21 protein-coding genes are annotated in these 22,722 nt (G+C 38.2%); 8 read left to right on the top strand and 13 right to left on the bottom strand.

Annotated features, from left to right (window positions below):
* Window positions 1–131: 131 nt before the first annotated feature.
* From BHF68_RS08095 to BHF68_RS08085, 3 genes are all read left to right on the top strand, one after another.
* Window positions 132–1,112: a hypothetical protein gene (locus tag BHF68_RS08095; protein ID WP_176719903.1), complete on the top strand. Its 981-nt coding sequence runs from the start codon at window positions 132–134 to the stop codon at window positions 1,110–1,112.
* A 135-nt stretch (window positions 1,113–1,247) separates the two neighbouring features.
* Complete coding sequence (locus BHF68_RS08090; RefSeq protein ID WP_218070336.1) at window positions 1,248–1,838, top strand: cupin domain-containing protein; 591 nt, start codon at window positions 1,248–1,250, stop codon at window positions 1,836–1,838.
* Between the two features lie 149 nt (window positions 1,839–1,987).
* On the top strand, window positions 1,988–3,166 hold the full coding sequence (locus BHF68_RS08085) for an alpha/beta hydrolase family protein (protein WP_069643143.1): 1,179 nt from the start codon (window positions 1,988–1,990) through the stop codon (window positions 3,164–3,166).
* On the opposite strand, the gene BHF68_RS08080 is transcribed toward BHF68_RS08085, so the two are convergent.
* The 4 genes from BHF68_RS08080 to BHF68_RS08065 all read right to left on the bottom strand — a co-directional run bounded on the left by BHF68_RS08080 (window position 3,141) and on the right by BHF68_RS08065 (window position 6,072).
* Window positions 3,141–4,469 carry a M23 family metallopeptidase gene (locus tag BHF68_RS08080; protein ID WP_069643142.1) on the bottom strand — a complete coding sequence of 443 codons (1,329 nt, stop codon included), beginning with the start codon at window positions 4,467–4,469 and terminating at the stop codon, window positions 3,141–3,143. The two genes, BHF68_RS08085 and BHF68_RS08080, sit on opposite strands and share 26 nt — an antisense overlap.
* 17 nt (window positions 4,470–4,486) lie before the next feature.
* Entirely contained in the window at window positions 4,487–5,011 is a 525-nt protein-coding gene (locus BHF68_RS08075) for a CBO0543 family protein (protein WP_069643141.1), read from the bottom strand.
* 2 nt (window positions 5,012–5,013) lie between these two features.
* Window positions 5,014–5,529, bottom strand: coding sequence for a CBO0543 family protein (locus tag BHF68_RS08070; protein ID WP_069643140.1), 516 nt, complete (start codon window positions 5,527–5,529; stop codon window positions 5,014–5,016).
* Between the two features lie 150 nt (window positions 5,530–5,679).
* On the bottom strand, window positions 5,680–6,072 hold the full coding sequence (locus BHF68_RS08065) for a hypothetical protein (protein ID WP_069643139.1): 393 nt from the start codon (window positions 6,070–6,072) through the stop codon (window positions 5,680–5,682).
* Window positions 6,073–6,194: 122 nt separating this feature from the next.
* Here BHF68_RS08065 and BHF68_RS08060 point away from each other — a divergent pair, with 122 nt between their 5' ends.
* Both BHF68_RS08060 and BHF68_RS08055 read left to right on the top strand, forming a co-directional pair.
* On the top strand, window positions 6,195–6,377 hold the full coding sequence (locus tag BHF68_RS08060; RefSeq protein WP_069643138.1) for a small acid-soluble spore protein H: 183 nt from the start codon (window positions 6,195–6,197) through the stop codon (window positions 6,375–6,377).
* A 162-nt stretch (window positions 6,378–6,539) separates the two neighbouring features.
* Complete coding sequence (locus BHF68_RS08055) at window positions 6,540–8,099, top strand: bifunctional GNAT family N-acetyltransferase/carbon-nitrogen hydrolase family protein (RefSeq protein ID WP_069643137.1); 1,560 nt, start codon at window positions 6,540–6,542, stop codon at window positions 8,097–8,099.
* A 116-nt stretch (window positions 8,100–8,215) separates the two neighbouring features.
* Here the strand turns inward: BHF68_RS08055 and BHF68_RS08050 are convergent, their stop codons facing one another.
* The gene (locus BHF68_RS08050; RefSeq protein ID WP_069643136.1) at window positions 8,216–8,935 is read right to left on the bottom strand and encodes an HAD family hydrolase; all 720 of its coding nucleotides are present in this window, start codon (window positions 8,933–8,935) and stop codon (window positions 8,216–8,218) included.
* Between the two features lie 175 nt (window positions 8,936–9,110).
* On the opposite strand from BHF68_RS08050, the gene BHF68_RS08045 reads away from it, so the two are divergent.
* The gene (locus BHF68_RS08045; protein WP_069643135.1) at window positions 9,111–10,622 is read left to right on the top strand and encodes a hypothetical protein; all 1,512 of its coding nucleotides are present in this window, start codon (window positions 9,111–9,113) and stop codon (window positions 10,620–10,622) included.
* On the opposite strand, the gene BHF68_RS08040 is transcribed toward BHF68_RS08045, so the two are convergent.
* The 4 genes from BHF68_RS08040 to BHF68_RS08025 form a co-directional block, all read right to left on the bottom strand.
* On the bottom strand, window positions 10,596–11,672 hold the full coding sequence (locus tag BHF68_RS08040; protein WP_069643134.1) for a YkvI family membrane protein: 1,077 nt from the start codon (window positions 11,670–11,672) through the stop codon (window positions 10,596–10,598). The genes BHF68_RS08045 and BHF68_RS08040 overlap by 27 nt on opposite strands.
* A gap of 105 nt (window positions 11,673–11,777) precedes the next feature.
* Window positions 11,778–12,485: an ABC transporter ATP-binding protein gene (locus BHF68_RS08035; RefSeq protein WP_245669650.1), complete on the bottom strand. Its 708-nt coding sequence runs from the start codon at window positions 12,483–12,485 to the stop codon at window positions 11,778–11,780.
* Window positions 12,478–13,635: an ABC transporter permease gene (locus BHF68_RS08030; protein ID WP_069643133.1), complete on the bottom strand. Its 1,158-nt coding sequence runs from the start codon at window positions 13,633–13,635 to the stop codon at window positions 12,478–12,480. The genes BHF68_RS08035 and BHF68_RS08030 overlap by 8 nt, the downstream gene beginning before the upstream one ends.
* 50 nt (window positions 13,636–13,685) lie before the next feature.
* On the bottom strand, window positions 13,686–14,132 hold the full coding sequence (locus tag BHF68_RS08025) for a hypothetical protein (RefSeq protein ID WP_069643132.1): 447 nt from the start codon (window positions 14,130–14,132) through the stop codon (window positions 13,686–13,688).
* Window positions 14,133–14,341: 209 nt separating this feature from the next.
* Between BHF68_RS08025 and BHF68_RS08020 the strand changes: the two genes are divergently transcribed.
* Window positions 14,342–16,516 (top strand): sensor histidine kinase, encoded by a 2,175-nt coding sequence (locus tag BHF68_RS08020; RefSeq protein ID WP_069643131.1) that lies wholly within the window; start codon window positions 14,342–14,344, stop codon window positions 16,514–16,516.
* 116 nt (window positions 16,517–16,632) lie between these two features.
* Window positions 16,633–17,829 carry a chromate transporter gene (locus BHF68_RS08015; RefSeq protein ID WP_069643130.1) on the top strand — a complete coding sequence of 399 codons (1,197 nt, stop codon included), beginning with the start codon at window positions 16,633–16,635 and terminating at the stop codon, window positions 17,827–17,829.
* 18 nt (window positions 17,830–17,847) lie between these two features.
* Here the strand turns inward: BHF68_RS08015 and BHF68_RS08010 are convergent, their stop codons facing one another.
* From BHF68_RS08010 to BHF68_RS07995, 4 genes are all read right to left on the bottom strand, one after another.
* A complete protein-coding gene (locus BHF68_RS08010; protein ID WP_069643129.1) occupies window positions 17,848–19,713 on the bottom strand; it encodes a diguanylate cyclase domain-containing protein in 1,866 nt (621 codons plus the stop codon).
* A 17-nt stretch (window positions 19,714–19,730) separates the two neighbouring features.
* Window positions 19,731–20,564 carry a histidine racemase CntK family protein gene (locus BHF68_RS08005; protein ID WP_069643128.1) on the bottom strand — a complete coding sequence of 278 codons (834 nt, stop codon included), beginning with the start codon at window positions 20,562–20,564 and terminating at the stop codon, window positions 19,731–19,733.
* 185 nt (window positions 20,565–20,749) lie between these two features.
* Window positions 20,750–22,114: a citrate/2-methylcitrate synthase gene (locus tag BHF68_RS08000; protein WP_069643127.1), complete on the bottom strand. Its 1,365-nt coding sequence runs from the start codon at window positions 22,112–22,114 to the stop codon at window positions 20,750–20,752.
* 67 nt (window positions 22,115–22,181) lie between these two features.
* Window positions 22,182–22,625, bottom strand: coding sequence for a MarR family winged helix-turn-helix transcriptional regulator (locus tag BHF68_RS07995; RefSeq protein ID WP_069643126.1), 444 nt, complete (start codon window positions 22,623–22,625; stop codon window positions 22,182–22,184).
* Window positions 22,626–22,722 lie beyond the last annotated feature (97 nt).

Raw genomic sequence — 22,722 nt, 5'->3', positions numbered from 1 at the left:
TGCAACTGGTTGCATATATGTCAAGAAGATTTTGTTTGTCGCATAAGTAAACACAAGTGTAAATTTTCGCGGTAATATATTCTTAAATAGCCAATCTTAGCTAAACTAAAAGTATAGCTATAAAGAAGGGAATGGGCATAAATATGAATATCTCTTTAACCAGCAGTCGTAACTATACATATCTATCTAATCCATCAAGCAATGTAGAAAATTCGACTAGCAGAAACAACGAAAATCCTAGTCAACAGACTAGCTCTGACAACAATGAGCTATTTGTTAAAATTCGTATTAGTAATAATGCACGACAACTCTTTTACGATTTCCGTGCTAATATGAGTAAAGAAGCTGCGACACAAAGAAAAATTGAGTTGGATGATGCTTTAGCTAACTTCCAAGACATCCATCCCTTAGAAAATGATTTTCAAATCAAAGGTGTGCACTACACTTTTCAACAAGGCAGTTTGGAATATATAGTTGCAAACGCTTTAGACGGCAAGAGTGTTAACCCGTCTTTGTACGCAAGCGAGCTAGGTAAAGCTATCCGTTCTACGGTTTCAATGCCGAATGCTACCATCGAGGAACGCGCAATTTACAGAGAGACAGCCTTGAAAAACGCTCAACATATTGCAGAAAATTACTTCGACAACGAAGAAGAGGCAACGGCTTTTATTAATAAAATCAAACAATTTGCGGAAAATGATATTCTGCGTGAAAAAGGATATAACGTTATAGATAACAGCGGCATAAAGCCATTTGCATCCTATTCTAATGCACTTAATCCAGGTGAGGTAAGTTTTAGTGCGCTAGCTAAGAGGTATTTTGATGAAGACTTCAATGAACGCTTTATTAATGGAGATATATCAGCAGAGGAGTTTAATAAATTCTACTTAGAAATTGCTAATAATAAAACCAGATGGGAAAATGAGATTAAGTTAGAATTTGAAAATTCCGTTAAAAATGTCGATGAAATTATAGCCAATATTGAAAGTGAGTTTAATAGCGTTACTAATGATAATAAAACCTTTGAAGACGTTATATCTAATCTACTGATAAATATTGACCAGCCAGAAATTGCCCAATGGCACAGGAATCTTTTAAAGTTATTGTCGTAGCATATGCTTAATGCTTTACTTAATGTTTGATAATTACAGAGAATACATGCGCTGCCTTATGCCATGAGATTTTAGGCACCTTTCTTTGTCAAATATAATAAGATACTATGACAGCCTATGAAAGGAATGAGTAACATGTATCATTATTATAAACCTTATCCGTGCCCTTACATTAATCCGTCGGCATATCCAGCACAAGCTTCTAATCAATATGCAGTACACCCATACTACCATCCAGGGCAAGAATCCACTGACTATGCGGAGGCAGAGCACCATCACAATCCCCATCGCGAGCACCATCATGATCAACACCGTATGAAGCTGAAGGATTATGGCCCAGAGCCATATGTAGTTAACATTGAAAAAGCTACGAAGCAGAACGATAATTTCCGTACTGCTCTGTGGACAGGAGAATACCTACAGCTTACATTGATGAGCATTGATGTCGGTGATGATATTGGATTAGAGATTCATCACGACCATGATCAATTTATACGCATTGAGGAAGGTGAAGGAATCGTTCAGATGGGCGATAAGAAGCATCAGCTAGATTATTACAGAAAAGTCTCCGATGATTATGCCATTTTCATCCCAGCTGGCAAATGGCATAATTTAACTAATACAGGGCGTAGGCCACTTAAGCTTTACTCTATTTATGCACCTCCTGAACATCCTAGGGGTACTGTTCACAAGACTAAGAGAGACGCTGAGAAGCATCACAGATAATAGCGCAATTTAACAAACTTCCGTCTCCCAATACATGGTGGCGGAAGTTTGTTTTGAAAAGGTTACAAATTGGTTTGACCAGTACATAAAGCAGATGATATCATCAAATTACCTGTAATCCAGTTGCTATGCGAAAAGGTGGGAAACTAATGAGCCGTTTTACTCTTCCTGTGGGCTACCACGACTTTCATCGTTCAAAAATCGTCAACTACCAACTTAACCGCTGGCACTCACTAGGCTACTGTCGTCTCGAAGACCTAAAAGCCGCAGCCGCACGTATTGAAGGAGTAGACAACTTTAAGAATATAATGCTACAGGAGGGGGAACGGGCTCTTGCCGAGGATCGTTACATTAACGCTGCCTTTCACATCCGTGGTGCCGAATTTTTTGTCCCGCCACACGACCCTGACAAACTTAATCTATACAACCGCTTTATTGACCTATTCTACAATAAAGTGGTCAATGCAGACCCTGTTCAACGTGTAGATGTACCTTACAACAGCGGCGCTTTACCGACCCTGCGTCTCCCGTCCCAAAAGGAAGAGTGTCGCGGCACAATCCTTATTCATGGCGGCTTTGACTCCTTTATGGAGGAATTCTACTCTATGGCCTGGTATTTCGCTGAGCGCGGCTACGATGTAATTATGTTTGAAGGTCCTGGACAAGGCGGTGCACTCAAACATCACCGACTCTATTGGAACCACGAATGGGAAAAACCAACATCTGCTGTACTTGATTATTACGATTGTAAGAACGTGACTATCTTGGGCATCTCCATGGGTGCGTGGCTCTGCGTCCGAGCTGCCGCATTTGAATCCCGCATCGCACGGGTAATTATCATGGGTGTGGGCTACGATTTCTTAGCTGCAGTGCCTACCCCATTAGTCGCACTAGTTAGATTTTTGTTTAAATTTCCAGGTTTTTTCGACCGTATCAGCTGGCTCAAGGCTCGCCTCAGCCAACAAGAGCGCTGGGCCATTCATAACTTGCTGCACATCAGCGGCAAAGATTCACCAGCCGCAGCATCCAAGCTATTTCTAGACATGAATGCTACTAACCTCCATTCAGAACGGGTGACACAGGACGTGTTGCTGCTAACAGGTGCCGAGGATCACTTCGGCCAATTTAACATGCATCTGAAGCTCCACCGCATGCAAATCGAAGCCTTAACTGGCGCCCGCTCAGTGGCTGACCATATATTCACCCGTGAGGAGCACGCCCATAACCACTGCCAAGTAGGAAACATTGGGCTAGCGCTGGACGTTATAGCAGCTTGGCTAGAAGACGTCTCACAGAATGCTATTACTGCAAGAACTCGCGGTGATTAGCAAATGTTATAGGTTGTCCAACAAGGAAAAATCCTGGTTCTAAATTCATATTGTAATAGGACATGGTAAAATGCAAGTGTGGACCCGTGGAAAAACCCGTTGTTCCAACCGAACCGATTAATTGTCCACGCTCAACCATTTCCCCTACTTCCACAAAATTCTCGTGATTATGAAAATATACACTGAACAGTCCTTCCCCATGGTCGATTACAATGGTGTTGCCTGTTAAGATTAAAGGCATAGCCAATACAACCTTGCCAGAATTGGTCGCTAGTATATCCGTGCCAGTTGGAGCTGCTATATCTAATCCTGAATGCCTATATGATGTAGGTGCATCATTAACATAGCGGGTCTGGCCAAATTCTGTCGTCAAGCGTCCCTTACTCGGTATAATAAAGGAGTCTGTGTAATATCGAACTGGCGCGGACTGAAGGCGCACAGGATTAAAATACTTTGCAAACTCTGCGTACGCCTTTTCATTACGGGTTTGCTGCTCGATGTTCTCATCTATATATAAATTCTGCACACGGTATTCATGAGCAATTACCTCTATGTCTTTGACGTACTCTGTACCTGCGCTTTTACTGCCATATCTTATCTGATATACACCTGGCTCTGTACTGTAGTTTGTTGGTATATACCCCCTAAGTAATCCCTCTTGGGAGAACCAACGAAATTCTTCAAAAATTGACTGCTCTACAAATACATCCTGCGGATTACCTGCATAATAAACAGTAATCTCAAGTATATCTCCTTGAATTATCTCCTCCCTTGAAAATTGATAGTTCTCAGGAAAATCTAATACAATTGGAAAGCTGATTGTTTTTTGTCCTCGATATTGTTTTGTTTCATCAGTCCACTCCATAGTAAGTATATATTCAAATACACCATTCATCTCTGGGTGCGGAAGCTCTTGAATGTTAACTATATCCTGAAATTTGACAGTCTCGGTTGTCTGCTCTCTAATTATTAGAACCGACCTGTCAGGTACCTTATCAGCAGATACTTCTATTGACTTGTTATATGAGAAAACTGGCGCTACGTCTAAAACATCTTCAACACCTGTTGACCCAGGGACGTTTTCTGTATTAGGGAAATTAACTTCCTCAGTCCAGCGTCGGTTAATTCGCTGGTAGCTCCAGCTTTTATCCAGCTCAACGTATGATATATCATCTTCCAACGCTGTTATTTCTATCTTAGGGAATAATCTATCATCATAGATATCACTAAAACCTTCATAGCTATAGAAAATTGCAGCTGAAAAAATTACGATTAAGATTGGGATATAAATTTTTCTGTTCATAAATAGCTCCTAACAGTTTAATATTGTCTCCTTAGTTCAATAGGTAGGTGAACAGGAACGTCAAAATACCATAACACAAAAACTACAACAACTGTAGATAAAGCATATGTTAGCAATGGCCGCTTCGGATGCAATGCCAATAAAGGAAACATAACACAAAGAAAGGCAATTGACCACCATAACGTCCACCCATACTGATATTCGATTCTTCCAGTTATATAAAATACATATTCCCACACACCATAGATTGCAATCCATTTTAAGTTTCTATATATTTTGCCAATCGTATCAGTTGGGTAATTATTAAGGAACATTAGAATCGTTGCAGGAAATACAATAAAGGTGTATAACATTTCTGTATGACTGTGACTTGGAAGTAAATCTGGAGTGAAGTACCATAATAAATAATTTGCAGCTAGAAAATTGTAAAGTAAATTGCCCACCGCAAAAAACAAGATAGTGGCATGATACCTCTCCCAATTCCTCCAATCACCATAGAAATAGGCTGCGATAACGGCAATTGTAGTGGTAGCAACGTGCATGATTATCGACTTCCCTTAGCGTTTACTTGCTCGCTGGTTTCTCGATTGTCACTAAACCTTCTGACAACAGCCATAAAACCTCTTACAAATAAAAAAGTGATTGCTAACGATAAGTATGTATGCATCCATGTCCATTTATTGTATTTAATTAAGTTTGTGTTTTTTTCTAACCACCATTCTAATACAGTCATTGGTAAACTGTATAGCACAAAAGCTTGAAGTATTATTCCCTTTAGCTTTGAATTATAAGTTGTCTGGTTGTACCAAACGCATAAGGCTGGAAACACAATATAATCAAAAAGTATGCTGCTCTCATAAATGTCTTGAAGCAATCTCCTAGGGAATTCCATCCACTTATGCGACACTGCAACTAAGGCTATTATGCTTGAAATAAACCCCTTCAGGAAAAATACAATAATCCAATCTTTTCGAGGCTTCTTTAATAATGATAATGGTAGCGCAATTGCTATAATAGCAAGCACGATATACTGAATGGTATTTTCTTTGTTTTTAAGCATCTGTCACAATCCTTTGGGTTATTTATAGTTAGTGTTAATTTTCCCAGGATTGCATGAATTATGATACAAAAAGGCACCCACTTATAATTGCAAATTAGTGTCAATTAAAAGTGGATGCGCATTAAGTTTGTTAATCTATATAAATACTTGTTACATAGCTTTTCTAGTTTTCTTGCCAAGCTTAATTGTTTTTATAAACTTAACTACTTTTAATGACTTGTATGCTTTAAGGCCCTTCATCGCTTTCAATAACTTTGCTAATTTTGCTAACTTTACAACTCCAAGAAACCCTGCTAATGATTCCAGTGATACAGAAATCAAGATTGCCACAAGTGAAATCCATTCTTTTTTCGCATAATAAACTTTATTAGCAGCGAGTAATAATCCAACAAGATATTCAAGTACGAAACCGTATAAAATCCATCTGGCTAATGTATGTATGATTGCGAGCTGATTAGGATGTATTGGTAAGACAAATGAAAAGGTTGATATCAATAATACAATCGAACCAACAAATAAGAAAAAATAATAAAGTGCACGCAAATATAACTCCTACTTTCTTAATAAACTCAGATAATTATACCATGTTAAAATGCATTATGCTGTGATAAAACACACGGGTTAAACAAATATTATATATATCCCTGTTAAAGGAGGTGCTATATATGGATTCCCAACGCGCTCAACAAATCGCGTCTTCGCCTAACATGGTGAATGTTACTTACAACGGAAGTGCTATTTATATTGAACATGTCGACCAAAGTAATGGTACCGCAACAATTCACGCCCTGGATAACCCACAATTCAAGCAAAGTGTTTCTGTAAATGAATTAGAAGAACAACAGTAATAAAAAATACTATTTACAAAACCAAAGCACCTCAATACACAGTCTAGCTACCTAGTGGAGAGCATATCAACTGTGGAGGTGCTCTTATTTTTAGCGTTGGCTATGCTCTTATGTTATGCTATTTATAGATGTAATCTATCGGACAGGAAAGGACGAGGTCTTATGAAGTCTTCATTAAATCTTACGCGGTTCGAGAAAAAAATTATCGTTAGAAACATTCGCGAACAAGACATAGAAGAAATTCTAGCTTTGCAGAAACTTTGTTTCCCGAAAATGGAGCCGTGGAAGCGAGAGCATTTAGAAAGTCATATCAATGTGTTTCCAGAAGGACAGTTTTGCGTAGAGTTCGAAGGAAAAATTATCGGCTCATGTTCAAGCCTAATTATTAACTTCGACGAATATGATGATCAGCATACCTTTGATGAAATCACCGATGACGGCTATATCACAAACCATGACCCCGACGGTTATAACCTATACGGGATTGAAGTAATGGTACATCCTGATTATCGTCGCATGAAGATTGGGAAGCGCTTATATGACGCTCGCAAACAATTAACTGCCAGACTTAACTTAAAAAGTATTATAATTTGCGGCCGCATTCCAAACTACCATCAATACGCTGACACGCTAACTCCGAAGGAATATGTACAAGAGGTGAGCAAGCAAAATATTTACGACCCTGTGCTAACCTTTCAGCTTGTGAATGAATTTGTCGTCATGCGTATCAATACTGAATACTTAGATGACGATAAAGCGTCCTTAAAATACGGTATCCTCATGGAGTGGAACAATGTTGATTATCGACCGAAGTCAAAGAAGCATTTTAAAACATCGTTTCCTATAAGAATAACAGTTATCCAATATATGATGAAGCGAATATACAGCTTTGATGAGTTTGCTACCCAGTGCGAATATTATGTCGACGTGGGAGCAAGCTATCAATCAGATTTTGTTGTATTCCCAGAGCTATTAACAACACAGCTATTATCCTATATTGAAGAAAAAAGCCCTAGCAAAGCGATTCGCAGATTAACTGAATATACAGAAGACTATATAAGGCTATTCAATGAACTAGCAGTTAAATATAACGTAAACATAATTGGAGGTTCCCATTTCGTAGAAGAAGATGGTAATGTCTATAACATCTCCTATCTCTTCCGACGCGATGGAACTATAGATAAACAATACAAAATTCATATTACCCCGAACGAAAGAAGATGGTGGGGTGTCTCCCAAGGGAGTGAGATAAAAGTCTTCGATACAGACTGTGGGAAAATTGCTATTCTTATCTGTTATGATATTGAGTTTCCAGAATTGAGTAGAATTGTAACTGAGCAAGGAGCGAACATTATTTTCACTCCATATTGTACAGATGATCGCCAAGGTTATTTACGTGTCCGTTATTGTGCCCAGGCTAGGGCGATTGAAAACCAAGTTTATACAGTAATCGCAGGAACCGTTGGCAATTTATCTCATGCTGAAAATATGGATATTCAATACGGTCAGTCTGGCATATTCACACCATCAGACTTTACGTTTCCAAGGGATGGAGTTCTCGGTGAATGTACAGCAAATGTTGAAACTGTCGTCGTCGGAGATGTCGATACAGAATTGTTACGTCGAAGTCGCAAGGCGGGTACAGTTACAATGCTTAAGGATCGAAGATCTGATTTGTATCGAATAGAAGTTTTCCCTAAAGCCAAAGGGAAAGAAAAATAAAAACAGTGAGTGCAATTAAGCAAGCAATATATAGAAACAGAAGGGAGACGCTTTCCTAGTGCGCAATCCCCTTCTGTTTTTTATATCCACCAAAATAAATCTTAACTAAATTATCTTTATTTAAAAAGACCACTACGATTTACTAATTGTTCATATAAATGTGCAAGAGTCCCTTGTCCATCTATGTTGTACAAAGACTCTCCACGGTCGATTAGCCAGTCCTCTACCAAGTATGTTTTCATACCAATAGCCGAAGCCGCCATATCTTCCTGCTTGTCATTACCTACCATAATGCAATTTTCCGGATTAACCTGCAGTTGATTGCTTATATGCTGATAATACTGTGGATGAGGTTTAGTAAAATACGAATTCTCATACACTGTAATATGTGAAAACACTGAATCATCAAGCCCCGCCCATTTGATCCGCTCATAAATAGCTACCTTCGGAAACACAGGATTCGTTGCTACAGCTACCTTGTATCCTTGTTTAAGTGCAGCTTCAATAACCTGCTTTGCTATTGGTGTCGGTGAACTCAAGTGTGACAATGTTGGAAAAGTATTTGCATAGAACTCATCGAGTGTTGGCCAAATCGCCTGTTTTTCTAATTTAATTAAAGGCAAGAAAGACTCTTCAAAAACCTGTTCATTAGTTATAGAATCATCTCTATTTTTAATCATTGCTGAGGTGCCTGCCCAAAGAGCCTTTGAAAATTCTTCTGGATCAACGATATGAGCTACCTTCTTCGCAAGTTCTCTCATGTAATTTTTGATAAATCTATCTGTATCCATAGGTAATAACGTGCCATCCAAGTCAAACAATATCGCCTTCTTCATGTTCTAACCTCGCTTTTTTGTAGTATGTAGTCCAACTACATATTATAGCAAAGTTATCTGCAGGACAACTTAACCAAGTTTAAAACATAATATTGACTTCCAAACTTTGCAATTATTTTATCACATTCAGGTTTTTGGCCTAATATTATAGAAATTAAAAAGGAGTCAGTATAATATGAGTACAAATTCCAACCTTACTTTTAACCCAAAATCCAATGGGTTTAGAAACATTACCCCCGTGAATGGTTTTGACACTACTAACCCTGATAACGCAATGCAGAACAACTATGCTTGGTCAATGACAGAGCTAGGTGACTACATTTATGTAGGAACGGCTAGAAATATCCCCTATTCTATTTTTGAAAATGAAGTCTTAGGTCCTGTCACTCCCCCTAAAGCTTTAACTCCTAAAAACCCTGTAAATGCAGGTGAAATCTGGCGTCGTCGAACAGATAGCGTTGGAAACTGGGAACGTGTCTATCGTAGCCCCGAAAACATTGAAAATCTAGGCTTCCGCTTCATGATTACCTATACTAATCCTCATAATGAAACTGCTATCTATGCAGGCGCCCTCACTCTAACACCACAGCTATTTATGCTCAAGTCAACTGACGGAGTTAATTGGCAGCTATTAGATACAGATATCGCTGGTTATTCTACTCGTTACATGGCAGTTCACAATGGAAAGCTATACATGGGTGCACTACCATTAATGGGGCAAGCAGATATCCAGCTATACAGTAGCTTTGATCCTGAACGAGATGGTTGGAAGCGTGTTCCCGTCAATGGCGAGTCAGGTAAGAATCCTAGAGGTAATGTTGATCTATTACTAAGCTTTAACAATCATCTATATGTTGGTACAGCTCGGGGTACTGGCTTTGAATTATGGCGAACTTTAGGAGCAGAACCCAAAAAAAATAAGTGGAAATTAGTTGTGGACAAAGGTGCTGGAGACGCCAGAAATGAACATCCTTGGTCTATTGCTGTCTTTAAGAATCATATCTATATTGGCACAGCAATTGAAGCCGCTGTCCTTAGTATAAATCCTGAACAAACAATAGTACCACCTAAGGGCTTTGATGTAATTAGGGTTGATAAAGAAGATAACTGGGAGCTTGTAGTTGGAGGCAATCCAGTAGTACCAACAAACCCCAAAACAGGTACACGTGGCAAACCTTTAAGTGGTTTTCGTTCGGGATTTGGGAATCTTAGTAACGCTTACTGCTGGCAAATACAAGCTCAAGGTGACGAACTATATCTTGGTACATTTAGCTGGTCCATATTAATCCCTTACTTACTTCCTTTACTACCAGAAATATTAGGAAGTCAAGCAACCATTAGCAAAAACAATAAATCCTATCAGACAGCAATTAATGATTTTGTTAAGTACCATCTTCAAGCATATCCTCAATTCTCACAGTTTAATTCAGAGGATATCCTCGAGAGACTTGCCGACATAATATTACGATTAGGAAGACGAACATTTGGCTTTGACCTATGGAAATCTATGGACGGTATAACTTGGGTACCAGTTTCCTTAAACGGTCTTGGTAATCCTCATAACTACGGTGTGCGAATGCTCTTCCTTTCAAAAAATAACGACCTCTTCTTAGGAACAGCTAACCCATTTGACGGATTAGAGGTTTGGGTAAGACGTAATTCAGCAAGACGTACCCTGCGACCATAAATCACGTATAACTGCGTAGAGCAAGCTTAATAGTAGCGCAATTCCAGCAAACCCTATCATAGGATATAGATATTTTACGAGATTGGAAAATCCAAACTGACTGGCAAGCAAAGCAAATATTGTTGTAATAAAAACAAGTGACCAACTAGACGCTGGCGTTTTATTAAGATTCGTAAATCTTGAAACAAATCCAAACAAAGATCCAACAGCCGTAGTATAAATAGCAGCAATTAAAACGCCGGTGTACAGAATAAGTATAACTGGAGAAATTTCGCGCGCAATATAAATCATTGGTACCTCTAACATATACACGTTTTTAACCTGACTCGTGAGCGTTAGATATATCATAATTGACCCAATACCTAAACTAAGTCCTCCTAGTAAAGCACCTTTCCTAATAGTCCGTAAATCCGTAACCTTAGCACCCAATGGACCTAAGACGGCAACTACAATCACCATGTTGTAGGACACAAACAAAATGGCCGCCAATACCCAATTAGATATAAACTCACTACCACCTATAAACATTTCCATCGTTAATAATTCTGGCGGATTATTTATAATCGATATTGCACATGTACCTAGGACAGTAAACAATAAAAAAGGAACCACATAGCCCATGGAATTAACTACACCTTCTATTCCCCTTAAAACAGTAATAGCAGTAATGAGGGCCATTGTTATATTACCTAAGAGTATGGGCATGTTAAACTGTTGTTCAAACAATGCTCCAGTACCTGCTATCATTGCTGTTAAACCGCCAAACAGAAAGATAATGATTAATATGTCCATAGCTTTCCCAAAGGTTTTTCCACCCGATTTTTGAATTATTTCTAAATGGGACTTTGCGTTGTAACGCTTGCCTAGCATCATAATAACCTCACCAAAAAATATGAAGAGGACAATAGTTATTAAAATGCCGAACAGGCCAAGGATGCCAAATTTTATAAAAAATTGTAGCATCTCTTGACCTGTAGCAAATCCAGCGCCAACAATTGTACCAATATATGTCGCCGCAACTTTAAATATAGTTACTTCATTTCTGTTCATAGTAGACATCACCCTTATGGCAGCAGTTTACTTAAATCATCCTGTCATAAAAGGGTATTCGATATCTTGTTCAGATATTACACAAGCCATGCACGCTTGCAAATTCTATTCACAAACCATACCATCTTTAATAGTGATAATTCGTTCACCTTGGTCGGCGATTTCTTTGCTGTGCGTTACCATCACAATTGTTTTGCCGTTTCTATGAAGTTCATGAATAATTTTTAGCACTTCCGCCTCTGACTCTGAGTCTAAATTACCGGTTGGTTCATCCATGAGCAGTAACTCAGGATTGTTTGCCAGTGCTCTTGCAATAGCTACCCGTTGCTTTTGACCTCCGCTCAGTTCAAATGCCTTGGCCTGTGCCTTTTCACTTAAATCGACTAGCTGAAGTAGTTCTTTGGCCCTTTGTTCCTGCTGTTTTGCTGGAATCTTAGCGAACATTAGCGGGATTTGAATATTTTCAAGTACTGTAAGGCCTTTAAGTAAATTAAAGAATTGAAATACAAAGCCTAGTTTTAGTGAGCGAAAATTAGCTAGCTTCTGATCAGATAAAGCATTGATTTGTTCTCCCATTACATTAACTTGACCTGAAGTAGGCTTGTCTAAGCCACCTATTATTTGTAAAAGTGTACTCTTACCATGTCCTGATGGACCAACAATACAATTAAATGTACCACTGTTTATTTTTAAGTCTATACCTCTTAAGGCGTGTGTCGCGGCGCTTCCTGATCCATAGCTTTTGTGCACATTTTTCACTTCAATGATGTTATTCTCTTCAACGATTTTATTCATTTCAACGCTTTTATTCATGATTAATCGCCTCCACTGGAGTTAATCTTGCAGCCCGCCAAGCAGGATATAACCCCGCTACTATCGCTAATACTATTGAGCCAACTAGGATCTTAACCATATCAGTGATTGCTAAAAACGATTGGATATTAGCATTTCCTATGAATGCTGCAAATTCATTCTGAGCAATATATGGGGTGATAAACATAGCAGCTAATGACCCTACTATTAAGCCAATCGCACCTCCAAGCAATCCATAAAAAGCAGACTCACCTAAAAAGATTCTGAATATATTAATATTTGAAGCTCCAGTTGCCTTCAAAATCCCGATCTCTTTCTTTCGTTCATAGGTTGCTGTTAGCATTGTATTAATAATTCCAAAGGCTGCGGTTAACACTGCTACCGCAGCAACAACCTGAAGCGTTGCATTAACAGTATTAATTACGTTTAGAACAGAATTTAACAACTGACGGTCAGTAATAACGGCTACGTTTGCTCGCTTAGCTATTTCTTGTGCGTAATGGTCTACTTTATTAATATCTTCTACTTGAACGGCAATATATGATACCCTTCCTTCAGTTGCATAGGCTTCCTGGGCTGCTTCTAATGGTACAAATAATACACCATCATCGCTTGTCCCCGTCGCTTCTAGAATGCCTATCAAGGTAAACTCTACACCTCTAAATCTGAAGGTTTGTCCTATTGATAATTCAAAAGATTCTGCTATTGCTGCTCCAGCTATAACTTCATTGCCTTCAGCTTCAGTACGTCCTTCTTTTACTGTCCAACCCTTAGATTTAACTATTTCATCAATCCGTACTCCCGTTACCGACACTGGTTCATTATTTATTGCTGATCCAACTGTAAGGTAAGGCATAACCCTAATTCCTTCGATGCCATCGATTTTTTCAACATCATCTGGGAGTATTGCATCTGGGAGTTGAGTCCCACTTAAAACTTTCGATTGTTCAAAAGCACACCAACCCTTAGGTGTAATTATTAAATTCGCACCAAAATCTGAGGCCTGCTGGTGTATTTGATCCCTAAGTCCACTCCCTAAAGTAATGAGGATAACAAGGGAGGTTATCCCTAATGTTATCCCCATTAAAGTAAAAATGAAGCGGGCCTTTTTCGCTAATAAATTGCTAACTATAAGTCTGAAAATATTCACGGCTTTCCCCCATTTTTATGCTATTACTTATCCTTTATGTTATTACTTACTTATTGCTTGGAAATCAAAACATTTGACCCTTTCAAAATACGGTCGACTTCGAAGATTAAACTCCCATCTGCTTGTTCAATCGAACCAATGACTGTTACAAAATCTTCTAATTGCGGCAGTTGACCAGTATAAGTATATCCTGATGGAGTCTCCCCAAATGGCTTACTGTCAATCGGTAAATACAAAGGTATAATTCCAGCCCCGCCACATGGAGTTAATCCGCAACTAGCATATTCTTCTTCATCGATAATTCGCAAAATATAGTTTTCTGAATCAACAAATTGCACAACACCTGCTACTGCAATCTCACCTGTGAAAGCACTCGGGTCTGCAGCTAACGCATTTACACCTATCGTATTCAATGTTTGTGCACTGCCTCCACAGCCACTAGTAATCAAAGCCACACTTAAAACTAACAGCAAAAAATTTATTCCACTCTTTTTCATATAATCGTATCACCTTTCCTATATCATAATGCGATTTTAGCATAGCAATATATCTTAAACAATTACCTCATCAACACTGTCACAATATCTTCACAAACAGTTTCCTCCCCTTGTGTTAGCAGGATTAATTAGCTGCTATGTAGAAGATATAAAGGCTAGTATACTTAAGCTAGTATTATTAAACATAAAATCAAACCTAAGAGGCTACTATGAATAATAAAACTTATAAATCTTTCATTTTTAAATTATCACTACTGGCTATTATCTTTATGCTGTTAATAGGCTGTGCTCAGCAGTCTATTAACGAACGACCACCCATTGCTATTAATGGGGTTATTGATCTTTCAAACTGGGATTTAGATGAGTATGTAAGGGTTAATTTGGAAGGCACGTGGGAGTTCTATTGGGAGCAACTAATTGAGCCATCTGTGTTTTCAGAAACTAGAAGCACAGAAAGCCTCCCAAGCCAAAGACACGGCCTCTTAAATAACAAAAATTATATTAATGTCCCATCTGCATGGCCTCAAGCTGGCTATGCCACTTATAGATTAATAGTCGTATTGGAGCAGCAATCAAAGCGACAAGAATATTCACCAGAAAAACAAGAACTTATATCGCAGCAAATAACAAATCATTTAGCATTACACATACCTAAATTATCTACCGCTTATACGCTATGGATAAATAACGAATTAATTGCTTCTAATGGCATAGTGGGTATGGAATCTGATGCTACCATACCACATACAGAACCGAAATTCGTTACATTTGACACCAATAATGATAGTTTAGATATTGTCATTCAAGCATCTAACTTCCATCATTCCACTGGCGGTATTCTTAAAAATATCAGTCTCGGCACGGAAGATTTTATTACTACGTTCAGTAATTGGCAGATAGCCTTTGACTTAATAGTTTTTGGCAGTCTATTTGTTGTTGGAATCTATCATTTGATTTTCTATTTTTATAGAAAAAAAGAGGCTTCTAATTTATATTTCGGAGTCTTTTCCATTATTGTAGGTATTAGAGCGTTACTTGTAGGTACAGCATTTATTTTTCAACTGTTTCCAAACTTCAATTGGGAGCTTGCACTTACGATTGAGTACCTAACCTTTTATCTTGGCACACCAATATTCATCCTCTACCTTAGATCAATCCTACCGCAGGAAATATCACTGAAAGTAATCCAACTTTCCATTGTCATTAGTATTTTTTTTAGTGCACTTGTTGTCCTAACACCTGTAAGAATCTATTCACAATTTAATATCTACTATCAGATAATCGCAATCTTTCTAATACTATATTTGCTTTATGCCTTAATATTAGCATGCACACGCAGACGAGATGGTGCAATTGCCATAGGATTAGCTGTTCTGTTTTTCGTCAGCACTATCATAAACGATATTCTTTATGAAAACTCACTAATTTTCCAAAGTAAGAGTATTATTGCAGCTAGCTTATCTTCCTGGGGTTTTCTAGTGTTTGTTTTGTCGCAGTCTATTATCTTGTCTAGAAAGTTTACTAAAGCTTTCACACGAATCGAGGAAATGACGGAAAATCTTAAACAGTTAAACGAAAGCTTAGAAGATAAGGTGAATGAAAGAACACTCGCCTTAGAAACATCAAATAAAAAACTTGAACAAGCCTATACCGATATATCAAATATGGAGCAATCCCGCAGTGAGCTATTGACTAATATCTCCCATGATTTAAAGAGTCCAATGGCCTCTGTGCTTGGGTATGCAAACGCTATTTTAGATGGGACAATCGACACTCCTGAGCAGCAAAAGCGTTATTTGCAAAGAATAAAAGAGCGAATCCAAGGTCTAAACCATTTAACTGAAGACCTGTTCGATTTAACGCAGCTCGAAGCTAGAAAGTTAAAGCTGCAAGTAAGTACTGTATCTGTTGAGCACCTTTTACAATTCGTCTACAAAAAATACTTGCAGGACGTAAAAAGTGCACAAATTCAATTTATCTTTGAAAAGAATGATAGCCCATGCATACTTAAAACTCTATCTATTGAAGTTGACATCGAGCGTATTGACCGAGCATTCGCCAACATCATTTATAACGCAATTAAATTTACACCTGCAGAAGGTACAATTTCGTTAGACTATGATTGCCTACCTGCTGACAACCCAAGTGAAATAATATTCAAAATCACCGATAATGGAGTTGGTATAACAGCAGATGATTTACCGCAGGTATTCAATCGATTCTTTACTGGCTCTAAATCTAGAACCAACAGCGGAAGTGGGTTAGGATTATCAATTACCAAGGAAATAATCGAATATCACAATGGACGCATCTGGGTTACCAGTACGCCAAGTATAGAGACTACATTCTATATCTCTTTGCCGTTGCTGCAAACTTATGAATAGCGTGTTATGTTAAGATTCTGTAAATTCTGTCCGTCTAAATTGCTTGTAGGTTGTATATTTGCTATAGTTACAATATCAATTTACAATCAATTTTATTATGAAGTGACGGTGGGGAAATGGCAGGAGAACAGCAAAATACATTCAAATCGCTATTAGAAATCCTTATAGTTTCAACTAAACTTGGGCTTACCTCTTTCGGTGGCCCAATTGCCCATTTGGGCTACTTTCACGAGGAGTATATTCGCAGAAGAAGATGGATGGACGAAAAAGCCTATGCAGATTTAGTAGCATTGTGTCATTTCCTGCCAGGACCCTCTAGTAGCCAAGTAGGAATTGGAATTGGGGTTATGAGGGCTGGTATTTTGGGTGGAATCGTTTCTTTTCTCGGGTTCACACTTCCATCCGTTATAGTGTTAATACTATTCGCTTTATTACTACACAGCTTTGGATATACAGACGCGGGCTGGATACATGGGTTGAAAATAGTAGCCGTTGTTGTGGTAGCACACGCTATTTTAGGGATGGCAAAGAATTTGACTCCCGACGTCAAAAGAAAAACCATAGCTTTATTTGCTGTTGTCACAACATTACTATGGCAAACTGCTTTCACTCAAGTTGGAGTTATTATATTAGCTGGATTTTTAGGATTTCTTATATATAAGCATCATACATTAGATGATACATCAGACGAAGTAAAATTCCCTATTTCCAAACGGGTTGCTATTATTTGTTTAACCCTATTTTTCGGATTGCTAATTGTTCTGCCCATATTGAGGGAAGCAACAGGTATGTATTGGGTTGCTATGTTTGATAGCTTTTATCGTGCGGGTTCACTGGTTTTCGGTGGAGGTCATGTAGTGTTACCATTACTTGAAAGAGAGTTTGTTCCTACAGGATGGCTAAGTCAAGAACAATTCATAGCTGGTTACGGAGCCGCGCAAGCCGTTCCAGGTCCTTTGTTTACTTTTGCCGCTTACATCGGTGCTGTTATTAATGGCTGGCAGGGTGGATTACTGGCAACTGTCGCTATTTTCTTGCCTGCTTTTCTGCTGATTTTAGGAACTTTGCCTTTTTGGGATGCATTGCGCCGTAATCCAAACATAAAGGGCGCTTTAATCGGCGTTAACGCTGCTGTCGTAGGTATCTTAATTGCAGCACTGTATCACCCAATCTGGACGAATTCGATTTTGTCGGCTGTGGACTTTGCTTTTGCTGCAGTTCTGTTTAGCATGCTAGTTTTTTGGAAATTACCACCGTGGGTGATTGTTTTAACAGGTGCATTAGGTGGATTTTTACTAACCTTGCTTTTGTAAACCCCCATTCACATAACGCTAATTCATTACACTGCGATTACGCCCCTCATTCTTAGCACCATACAGAGCTTGATCCGCTATGTCTAATAAAGCTGTCGGTTGTCGGTTTTCTGGATGAACAGAAATCGCACCGACACTTATTGTAATATATTTAGAAATAGTAGAGCTTTTGTGAGGTATCTTTAGCTTTTCAACTGCTTTTCTAAGCTTTTCTGCTAATTGAAATGTCTGTGCTGAATCTTTATTCAAGCATAATACAACAAACTCTTCACCGCCGTAACGTGCTAAAAAAGCATCTTCTTGCAGAACATATTCTTGCAGGACCTTCGCTACATCCTTAAGTGCCTGGTCGCCTTGAAGATGGCCGTAATAATCGTTATAGTTTTTGAAAAAATCTATATCGATAAATAGGATTGACAAAGGTTTAGATTCATTCTTGGCTGCAAATAAAAATTCTTCTAACTTCTGGTTAAATTGCAGTCGATTAGGCACTTGTGTCAAACAATCAACCATAGATAATTCTAATAGCCGCTTGTTTGTATCCTCTAATTGTTGAGTGCGTTTATCGACTAGTTTTTCCAACTCCTGATTCATTGTAGATATTTCTTTTAACATACTCTCATTTTCATTTTTTAACATCTCGATCGTTTCAAAGTTTCTATACAAAAACAGCACCAGTGCATAGCCAAGTGAAAATATAAAGATATACATGCCAATCTGAATCTTCAAGCTTGCTTCTAGATTACTATAAGTAACTACAATATCATGAATTGCGAACAGAAATAGAACTGTCTTCCCAATAACAAGCACGTAGAATTCACGCAATGACTTATCATAATAACGAATAAAAGCTACTAATATATACGCTCCATAAACAATTAGAGCTGCATATACATAGACCAATAAGCGGTCATAAATTGTATGTGGCAACAGTAAAACAGTTATAACACCAAATAAAAGACCCCACTTCCAAGCTTGCAAAAACCTTAAAGAAAATTGGTTTTTGTACAACTCTCCTAATAATATTACCATCAGCGGTACGCCTAGGAATGTTATACTAGCTTCAATACGATTCCCTATTTCCCAGTTAAAGCCAGCGATAAGCTGGTTGATATATATTTCATTACTAATAAGTGTGCGTAGTAAAAACAACAAGCACAGGAAAGAAAAGTATAAAATAGCTATCTCTCTTCTACGTATTAAATAAAGTAAGCAGAAAAACACACCAACTATTAAGAAGCTACCAGCCATGAAAATATCTTTTACTAATTGATTTTCTCTGCTTTGATAAAGTATTTCTGCAGACCCAAATTTAATCTCTTGATTAATTCCACCGCGATAAAATCGATGATTACTGATTTGTAGTACGATTTCATTGTTTCCTGCTTGAGGAGCTATTGAAATAACTTTAGGCTCACGAACAGCTCTTTCACTATCTTTATTAAGACCAACATTCCCATTCCGTGCTATTAGCTCACCATTAAACCATAACTCATAGGCAGAATACACAAATGGCATCCTAATCGCAAAGCCTTGTAATGTACCGATTTCCTCCTGACTAATAGATAGCTCCATCCTATAAGTTGCTGCACCTATAGACTGAATGGATTGATTACGTTTAGTTTCTCCCATCCAAAGCTGTGGCAATGGATAGTAGTCTACAAATTCAACTGTTGCATCGGAAAAATCAGACGGACGTAGCAGCTGATTCCAGTAGAATTCCCATTCACCTGATAAAGAGAGCACTTGATTATTTGCAATGTCTTGAATATGGAGCTTACCTTGGTCAACGCTAAGCTGGGATTCATCAGCATGGACACCTGGTACTGAAGCAACCCCCGAAAAAAATATAAGAAAAAGTAAAACCTTAGCAACTTTTCTCATAAGCTCCCTCTCCTAAACTATAAATATACCGTTCCTTCTGCAACTATTTGTACTTTACTAGAAAGTAGAATCTCTTTTATTTTATTATCCTCAACTACAGTCGTTACCCTAATACTGCCACCAGGTTGTGAAATATCTAGATTTACAGATTCTTTATTAAGCTCAGACATCGCAGCTCCTACAGCGGCTGTACCCGAACCACAGCCCCTCTCCCAGTGAAGGCTATCTGTTGCTTTGACATACACTAATGGTTCCATATAATTCTCAACCTTATCATAATACATAATTCCTAACGCCTCATAGTTTTCGTCTTTAAAGCTATCTTTAACCTTGTGAAAAAATTCTTCTTTATTTTCATTTGCTATTTCACGAGTGTCAACTATCAAATGCATGATCCCTGGAAACTTTACTAGAGTGCCTGAATATGTTTTGCCGCTTATTTCCATGTTATAAGGAAGCACTTCATTATGTAGGGGCATTTGGATTGTCGATATATACCTATTGCTTTCCGCTAATTTCTCTACACAGCAAGTAATTGAAGTAACCACACCTGATACTTCTAAATCCAGCATGTAACATGAACCATGTCCCCGTTCAACTATAGGATGTCCAAGGTTTACTAACGTGGCAGCTAAACCTATTGTCGCGTTCGCGCAAAATTCACCACCCATCATGTGGAGCTTAATACCTCCACCATTACAGGCTTCTACAAAGCCCACCTGCTCCGCATGCAGACTAGCATAGTTCATAACACTCTTAGCTACTTCTTTATATAAGTTGCGTGGCACAGGAGTTGTAATAAAAATCGTCATATTTTCCGTCGGATTAACCTTAATAAAATTCAGCTTCAATTCTGACTTCCCCCAAACTTATTTACTTAGCTTGATTACTGTCATTATATATAATCATGCTAGCTAATGCCACTGATTAGACTTTTATTCATTAACAGAAAACCATTCCAATACCTATATTCTTATAAATCTTCAACACCAAAAAAGTGCGATTCCCTACACTCTAGGAATTCGCACTTTGTGTACTATCTATTTGTCATTTCTATATAATCTTTTTCACTAACGATACTTTTATAGGCTGGTCTCATGATTTTGTCAACATTGATTAGTTCCTCTAAACGGTGCGCACTCCAGCCAACAATTCTCGCCATAGCGAAAATTGGAGTATAAAGCTGTAACGGAATATCCAACATACTGTATACGAAGCCGCTGTAGAAATCAACGTTAGCACTAACACCTTTATAAATACGACGTTCTCTGGCTATGACTTCTGGTGCTAGTCGTTCTATCATAGAGTACAATGCAAAGTCTGATTGTCTATCTTTCTCCTCAGCTAATTTCTCTACAAAACTCCTGAAAATAACTTCCCTAGGATCAGAAATGGAGTAGACAGCATGTCCCATGCCATATATTAAACCTCTTTGATCAAATGCTTGCCGATTAAGGATTTTAGACAGATATCGCTCTACCTCAGCTTCATCATGTATATCTGCAACATTAGCTTTAATATCATCCATCATCTCAACGACCTTAATATTCGCTCCACCATGCTTCGGTCCCTTTAATGACGATAGTGCTGCGGCAATCGTTGAATATGTATCAGAACCAGATGAAGATACGACCCTTGTTGTAAATGTCGAGTTATTTCCACCGCCATGCTCCATGTGTAGAACTAAGGCAATATCTAGCACCCTAGCTTCAAGCTCAGTATAGCTTTTGTCTGGTCGTAACATCCTAAGAATGTTTTCTGCTGTGGAAAGATTCTCGTCAGGCCTATGTATGTAGAAGCTCTCACCACAATCGTAATGGTTGTACGCATGATAGCCATAGACTGCTAGCATCGGAAATCTTCCGATTAGGGACAGACATTGGCGCAATACATTGTCCAATGATAAATCAGATGCTTTTTCATCGTATGAGGCTAATGTAAGAACACTCTTTGTCATAGAATTCATAATATCATTACTTGGCGCCTTCATAATGACGTCTTTTACAAAGTTTTTCGGCAAGTTCATGCATCCCGCTAAAATTTCTTTAAATTCTGCCAGCTGTGCCTCAGTAGGAAGGGAACCAAATAAGAGTAAATATGCGCTTTCTTCAAACCCTTGGCATTTATCCTTTGGAAACCCATTTACCAAGTCAATGACATTATATCCTCGATAAATAAGTCTTCCTTCACATGGCACGCTTTCCCCATCAATTTTTTCATAAGCAATTACATCAGAAATATTGGTAATTCCTGAAAGGACACCTTTTCCACTTTTATCTCTAAGACCGCGCTTTACCCCATACTCTTCATAAAGACTCGGGTCAATCTGATTCTTATCAACGCAAACTGAACTGTACTTTTCTGAGTATTTTTTAATCGTTTCCTGGCTTACATTTACCATTGTATTCCTCCTCATATATTAGATTATGCTCCACTGGAGGCGAGCATCATTTCCTTTTCGTTGCTTCTCAATCTTCCTTTTCGATTGCTTCTTTTATATTGCCTAGTATCTTGTCAGCGATGTTAAACATAACTTCCTTTTCTTCATCTGAAATACCATTGTAGATTATGGTTAATAGCTCTTCTCGCATCTTCTTAGCTTCTCCAATTACTGGTTTTGCCTCGTCAGATATTTTCAAATGAACACATCTTCTATCGAACTCATCAGCTTCTGAATACAATAATCCCCTAGTAATAAGAGAAGAAATAGCTTTGGACACATGGGATTTGGCAAAAAACTTCAAATCGACTACATCTTTTGCCGTATCGTACTGTTTATTGTTTTCCAAAAATAACAAAATTTCAATCTCAACCTTAGTAAGACCATACTTCTCAAAAATCAAGTGGCATTTTTTTTCATACAATCTCTTATATTGTTGCCCACTAAATAGAATTTCAAATGCACTATCCATAATAAAGCAACCCTCATATCTTTTTGTTAGGCTTAGTAATTGTTCACTTCGGAATTGTTCGCTTTTGAACTGTTCACTGCAGAACTGTTCGCTATAG

The sequence above is a fragment of the Desulfuribacillus alkaliarsenatis genome (assembly GCF_001730225.1).
GTDB lineage: Bacteria > Bacillota > Bacilli > Desulfuribacillales > Desulfuribacillaceae > Desulfuribacillus > Desulfuribacillus alkaliarsenatis.
The sequence above is the reverse complement of the archived record's forward strand: the minus strand, read 5'-3'. Positions and strand labels throughout refer to the sequence as shown.

Bases quoted from the DNA above. Each gene is read 5' to 3' on its own strand.
- BHF68_RS08095 (WP_176719903.1), top strand. From the start codon at position 132: ATGGGCATAAATATGAATATCTCTTTAACCAGCAGTCGTAACTATACA.
- BHF68_RS08090 (WP_218070336.1), top strand. From the start codon at position 1,248: ATGTATCATTATTATAAACCTTATCCGTGCCCTTACATTAATCCGTCG.
- BHF68_RS08085 (WP_069643143.1), top strand. From the start codon at position 1,988: ATGAGCCGTTTTACTCTTCCTGTGGGCTACCACGACTTTCATCGTTCA.
- BHF68_RS08080 (WP_069643142.1), bottom strand. From the start codon at position 4,469: ATGAACAGAAAAATTTATATCCCAATCTTAATCGTAATTTTTTCAGCT.
- BHF68_RS08075 (WP_069643141.1), bottom strand. From the start codon at position 5,011: ATGCACGTTGCTACCACTACAATTGCCGTTATCGCAGCCTATTTCTAT.
- BHF68_RS08070 (WP_069643140.1), bottom strand. From the start codon at position 5,529: ATGCTTAAAAACAAAGAAAATACCATTCAGTATATCGTGCTTGCTATT.
- BHF68_RS08060 (WP_069643138.1), top strand. From the start codon at position 6,195: ATGGATTCCCAACGCGCTCAACAAATCGCGTCTTCGCCTAACATGGTG.
- BHF68_RS08055 (WP_069643137.1), top strand. From the start codon at position 6,540: ATGAAGTCTTCATTAAATCTTACGCGGTTCGAGAAAAAAATTATCGTT.
- BHF68_RS08050 (WP_069643136.1), bottom strand. From the start codon at position 8,935: ATGAAGAAGGCGATATTGTTTGACTTGGATGGCACGTTATTACCTATG.
- BHF68_RS08045 (WP_069643135.1), top strand. From the start codon at position 9,111: ATGAGTACAAATTCCAACCTTACTTTTAACCCAAAATCCAATGGGTTT.
- BHF68_RS08040 (WP_069643134.1), bottom strand. From the start codon at position 11,672: ATGAACAGAAATGAAGTAACTATATTTAAAGTTGCGGCGACATATATT.
- BHF68_RS08035 (WP_245669650.1), bottom strand. From the start codon at position 12,485: ATGAATAAAAGCGTTGAAATGAATAAAATCGTTGAAGAGAATAACATC.
- BHF68_RS08025 (WP_069643132.1), bottom strand. From the start codon at position 14,132: ATGAAAAAGAGTGGAATAAATTTTTTGCTGTTAGTTTTAAGTGTGGCT.
- BHF68_RS08020 (WP_069643131.1), top strand. From the start codon at position 14,342: ATGAATAATAAAACTTATAAATCTTTCATTTTTAAATTATCACTACTG.
- BHF68_RS08015 (WP_069643130.1), top strand. From the start codon at position 16,633: ATGGCAGGAGAACAGCAAAATACATTCAAATCGCTATTAGAAATCCTT.
- BHF68_RS08010 (WP_069643129.1), bottom strand. From the start codon at position 19,713: ATGAGAAAAGTTGCTAAGGTTTTACTTTTTCTTATATTTTTTTCGGGG.
- BHF68_RS08000 (WP_069643127.1), bottom strand. From the start codon at position 22,114: ATGGTAAATGTAAGCCAGGAAACGATTAAAAAATACTCAGAAAAGTAC.
- BHF68_RS07995 (WP_069643126.1), bottom strand. From the start codon at position 22,625: ATGGATAGTGCATTTGAAATTCTATTTAGTGGGCAACAATATAAGAGA.